General features: G+C 73.6%; 7 protein-coding genes. 3 read left to right on the top strand and 4 right to left on the bottom strand.

Features of this window, described 5'->3' with window-relative positions; translation table 11 throughout:
• Positions 1–106 precede the first annotated feature (106 nt).
• Positions 107–940 carry an SAM-dependent methyltransferase gene (locus AB0H87_RS38380; RefSeq protein ID WP_360157608.1) on the top strand — a complete coding sequence of 278 codons (834 nt, stop codon included), beginning with the start codon at positions 107–109 and terminating at the stop codon, positions 938–940.
• On the opposite strand, the gene AB0H87_RS38375 is transcribed toward AB0H87_RS38380, so the two are convergent.
• A complete protein-coding gene (locus AB0H87_RS38375) occupies positions 937–1,512 on the bottom strand; it encodes a TetR/AcrR family transcriptional regulator (protein WP_360157605.1) in 576 nt (191 codons plus the stop codon). The genes AB0H87_RS38380 and AB0H87_RS38375 overlap by 4 nt on opposite strands.
• Positions 1,513–1,580: 68 nt before the next feature.
• On the opposite strand from AB0H87_RS38375, the gene AB0H87_RS38370 reads away from it, so the two are divergent.
• Both AB0H87_RS38370 and AB0H87_RS38365 read left to right on the top strand, forming a co-directional pair.
• Entirely contained in the window at positions 1,581–2,702 is a 1,122-nt protein-coding gene (locus AB0H87_RS38370) for an FAD-dependent oxidoreductase (protein WP_360157603.1), read from the top strand.
• A gap of 13 nt (positions 2,703–2,715) precedes the next feature.
• Positions 2,716–3,060 (top strand): TraR/DksA family transcriptional regulator, encoded by a 345-nt coding sequence (locus AB0H87_RS38365; RefSeq protein ID WP_360157600.1) that lies wholly within the window; start codon positions 2,716–2,718, stop codon positions 3,058–3,060.
• Between the two features lie 4 nt (positions 3,061–3,064).
• Here AB0H87_RS38365 and AB0H87_RS38360 read toward each other — a convergent pair whose 3' ends face one another.
• From AB0H87_RS38360 to AB0H87_RS38350, 3 genes are all read right to left on the bottom strand, one after another.
• Positions 3,065–3,721, bottom strand: coding sequence for a hypothetical protein (locus tag AB0H87_RS38360; RefSeq protein WP_360157597.1), 657 nt, complete (start codon positions 3,719–3,721; stop codon positions 3,065–3,067).
• Positions 3,722–3,877: 156 nt separating this feature from the next.
• Entirely contained in the window at positions 3,878–4,375 is a 498-nt protein-coding gene (atpF, locus tag AB0H87_RS38355; protein ID WP_360157594.1) for a F0F1 ATP synthase subunit B, read from the bottom strand.
• A gap of 42 nt (positions 4,376–4,417) precedes the next feature.
• Complete coding sequence (locus AB0H87_RS38350) at positions 4,418–4,513, bottom strand: penicillin acylase family protein (RefSeq protein WP_360157591.1); 96 nt, start codon at positions 4,511–4,513, stop codon at positions 4,418–4,420.
• Positions 4,514–4,661 lie beyond the last annotated feature (148 nt).

The following is a 4,661-nucleotide window of genomic DNA, read 5'->3' as shown; positions in this document are numbered from 1 at the left end:
TCGAAGACGATCTTGGCGCCGGCGGCGCGGGCCCAGCCGTCCAGGAGCGACCGCACGTCGGCCTCGGCCATGCCGGGCACGGTGCGCAGGTCGCATCCATCGCGGCATGGCTGTGCGGGTGGAGACGACGGCGATCGCGGTGGCGACGATGCGCGCCCTGGAGGCCGATGTGCCGCCGGGCCGGCGCCTCCTGGACGACCCGGTCTCGGCTCACCTGCTGACGGGCGTGCCGGCCTGGATCGCCCGCCACCGCCGGGCCCGGCTGGCGCTGGGCCGGCTGGCGGAGACGGCGATGCCCGGCGTACGCGGCACCGCGATCTGCCGTACGCGGGTCATCGACGACTGGTGCCGCGCGGCCCTGTCCGCGGGCGCGTCCCAGGTGGTCGTGCTCGGCGCGGGCCTGGACAGCCGCCCGTACCGGATCCCGGACTTCCGCGCGGTCCCGGTCTGGGAGCTCGACCTGCCGGGCGCGCAGTCCCTCAAGCGCGCGGCGCTGTCCCGCCTGCCCGATCCGCCGCCGACGAACATCCGCTACCTGACCGCGGACGTCACCCGTGACCCGCTGCCGACGATCCTGTCGGCCGCGGGCTTCGACGCGACAGTCCGGACGCTGGTGGTCTTCGAAGCGGTCGCCCAGTACCTCCCGGCGTCGGGCGTCCTGCCGACCTTCACGTGGGCGGGCTCGCTGCCGAGCGGCAGCCGGCTGGTCTTCACCTACCTGCCGGACCGGATCTGGCGCGAGCGCCCGCGGGCGTCGCGCCGGTACGGTTGGCGCAGCGCCTACGACCCGGCGGAACTGCCGGCGTTGCTCGCCGACCACGGCCTGACCCTGCGGGAGGACGTCGGCGCGGAGGCATACCCGGCCCGCTACCCGGAACTGCGCGGCCGCCGCCTGACCCTGCGCGAGATCGAGCGGGTCGTCCTGGCCGAGGTCGCCTAGCCGGCCGTGAAGGCGGTCATCAGGCGGCGGATTGCCGTGGTCAGGTCCGCGCGGTTCGCCGGGGTGCCCGGTGGTGGGGCCGTGAGGGCGCCGGCGCCGACCATGCGGTCGAAGAGCAGGCCGTCCACGCAGGCTACGAAGTGGTCGCCGGCCTGGGACGGGTTGGCCACCCCGGCCGCTTCCATCAGGGCTCGGGCCTGGTTTCGGGACGTGCGACCGTACTCCAGGATCGTGCGTAGCTCCGGGTGGTGCGTCGCCTCGAGCAGGCACGCGTAGCGGGCCAGCGTCCGCTCGCGGCCCGTGGTGAGCCACGTGTCGAGGACCGCGGCCACCGACTCCGCGAAATCCGCCGGCGGCGGGTCCAGTGACTGCGCGGCGATGTCCGCGTTGTCCAGGTCGGCGAGGCGGCGGACCAGGCCCTCGATCAGGGCCTTACGGGTGCGGAAGTACGCCGACGTCGTGCCCAGCGGTAGGCCGGCCCGGCCGTCGACTGCCCGGTGGGTCAGGCCGCGCATGCCCTGCTCGGCCACGATCGCGATCGCGGCGTCGGTGATGTCGGTGAAGCGGGTCAACGGCGGCTCCTGTTCTTCTACACCTGTAGTATCGTCTTCTACAGGTGTAGAAGACGATAGGAGGGGTCATGGCGACGGCGGTCGTGGTCGGAGCGGGGATCGGTGGGCTCAGCGCGGCGATCGGCCTGCGCCGGCGCGGCTGGGACGTGACCGTGCTGGAGCGCGCGCCGCGGATCACCGCGGTCGGTGCGGGCATCACCCTGCTGGCCAACGGCGTGCGGGCGCTCGACGCGCTCGGCGTCGGCGCGGCCGTGCGGGCCGAGGGGCAGGTCGAGGCCTCCGGTGGGCTGCGCACACCGAACGGTCGCTGGCTGACCAGGATCGACGCCGACGCCATGAACCGCGTGCTCGGCACTTCCGCGATCGGCATCCACCGGGCGACGTTGCACCGGGTGCTGCACGACTCGCTCCCGGCGGGCACGGTGGTCACCGGGACCGAGGTCGGCGACGTCGCCCCGGAGGGCCGCGTCGACGGGCGCGTGGTCGACCTCGTGGTCGCCGCCGACGGCATCAACAGCGCCGTCCGCCGCCGGTTGTGGCCCGATGTCCCGCCGCCCGCCTACGCCGGTGCGACCGCCTGGCGCGGGGTGACCGACGAGCCGTGGCGCGGGCCGCTGGTGGTGGCGATCACCTGGGGGCCGGGCGCCGAGTTCGGCATGGTGCCGCTCGGTGACGGCCGGGTCTACTGGTTCGGCTCGGTCACCTCGCCGCCGAAAGCGTGGCACGACGACGAGCTGGCGGCCGTACGCGCGCGGTTCGGCGGCTGGCACGACCCGATCCCGGCGCTGATGAGCGCGACCACCGCCGCGCTGCGCGACGACCTCTACCACCTGGCCACCCCGGTGCCGTCCTATGTGCACGGCCGGGTGGCGCTGCTCGGCGACGCGGCGCACGCGATGACGCCCAACCTGGGCCAGGGTGCCAACCAGGCGATCGAGGACGCGGTCGTGCTCGCGAGTTGCTGCGACCCCGCCGGCGACCTGGCCGCGGGGCTGGCCGCCTACGACGCCCAGCGGCGGCCGAGGTCGCAACGGGTGGCGCGCGCCGCGTACCAGATGGCCCGGATCGGTCAGGGTCTGCACAACCCGGTGGCGGTCGCGCTGCGCAACGCGGTGATCCGGCTCACTCCGGACAACGCCGGCCTCCGGCAGATGGCCGGCTTCGCGCGATGGAACCCGCCCACGATCTAGCTAACCTTGTCGGATGACCGACAGTCCCGTGGAGCGGCTGCGGGCCGAGCGGCGCGACACGGTCGCCCAGATCGAGACCCTGAGCCAGGTGGTCGAGGGGATCGTGACCGCCCAGACCGGCACCGCGACCGACGACGAGCACGACCCCGAGGGGCAGACCATCGCGTACGAACGCGCCCAGGCGGGTGCCCTGCTCCAGCGCGCCCGCGACCGGCTCGCGGCGATCGACACCGCGCTGCGCCGCGTCGAGGACGACAGCTACGGCCGCTGCGAACGGTGCGGCGGGCCGATCCACCCGGACCGCCTGGCCGCGCTGCCGGCCGCCCGGACCTGCATCGACTGCGCCGCGGCGCGCTAGACCCCTACGCCTCGCGGGCCGTCGGCAGCTGCGCGAGCACCTGCGTCTCGCTGCTCGTGTTGGGCGGGGTTTCGACGCCGAGCTGGCGGAGCTGACCCTGCATGAACGCGATCAGCTGCGCCCTGTACTCGCGGTCGAACTGCTGCAGCGACTCGATCTCCTGCTGCAACGCCTCGCGCTGCGGCTGCAGGCTGCCGACGGCCTCCTCGTAGCGCCGCTGCGCGTCCTGGTCGAGCGCGTCCGCCGAGTCCTGCGCTTCCTGCGTGATCTGCTCGGCGTTGGCCTGCGCGTCCGTGACCAGCCGCTCGGAGGTCTCGTTGGCGTCCGCGACGACCTGCTCGGCGGTGTTCTGCGCCTCGGTCAGCAGGCGCTCACCCTCGCGTCGCACGTCGTCGGCGTGCGCGGCGGCCTCGCGGGCCGACTGCTCGGCCGAGGCACGCGCGTCGGCGAGGACCTTGTCGGCCTGCCGGCGCATCTCGTCGGAGTAGCCCTGCGCCTCCCGCGCGACCTGGTCGGCGGCGCGGCGCGCCTCGGCGACCAGCTGCTCCGCCTGCCGCTGCGCAGCCGCGACGTGCTCGTCGGCGGTGCGCTGCGCCAGCGTGAGCACGGCTAGCGCCTGATGGGAGTTGGGGTCGCCGTATGCTTCCACAGGCTCAGTCATATGATGCCCATTGTCCGGAGTCGTCCCACCGAACAGCCCCTTCACGCGGCCTTTTACCCGGTTGTCGGTCACCGGTCGACCTCCGTCCTCGCGCGGCCCGGTCGGCCGGACGCTATCAGGCCGGACGGTCATTGTTCGAGGGGGAAGCCGACAGGTTCAACCCCTGGCCGGGTACGTTTGCCCTGAATGTCCACGATGAGCGGAACTTCCATAGAGGATTCGTTCCGCCAGATCACCGGCCAACCGGTCGATGTCCGGAAGCAGACCAGACTGGACGGCGGCGCGTTCGGCGGCGAGCTGTGCGCGCCCGGCCGCGACGATCCGGTCGGCCTCGGCACGGGCGGACGTGACCGCTTCGGCGCGGATCTCCATCGCCTCGGCGTGGGCCTCCGCACGGATCCGCTCGGCCTCGACCCGCGCCGCGGCCAGCCGCTGCCGGCGGTCGTCGCGCACCCGCTCGGCCTCGGCGCGCGCCGCCTCCGCCCGGGCGAGCCCGCCGTCGATCGCGTCCGCGCGCGCCGCGAAGAGCCGCTCCATCCGGGGGAACACGATTCTCATGAGGACGAACGCCAGCAGCGCGAACGCGACGAGGCCGACGAGGACCTCAGGCCACTGCGGAACGATCGGACGGGTGTCGGCGTCGCTGGCGAGCATCAGCTGCCTCCTGACCGGGACATCGACTATATCGAATGCCGATCACGGTGTCACCGGGATCAGCTCGCCGGCGGCCCAGAGCGGCAGCTGGTCGGCGTGGTGCGGGTCACCCGCCCGTCCGCTCGCGCCGAACGGCACGATCCACCGGCTCGCGGCGCGGTCGCGGAGATCCCAGACATACCGGGCCCCGGGCCGCCGGCAACCCGGACCACGACGACTGCATCCGGATCATCCACACCGCTCTGGACCGGGGCATCAACTTCGTCGACACCGCGAACATGTACTC

It is taken from the genome of Asanoa sp. NPDC050611 (assembly GCF_040654855.1).
Lineage (GTDB): Bacteria > Actinomycetota > Actinomycetes > Mycobacteriales > Micromonosporaceae > Asanoa.
This window is presented reverse-complemented; position numbering and strand designations above follow the sequence as displayed.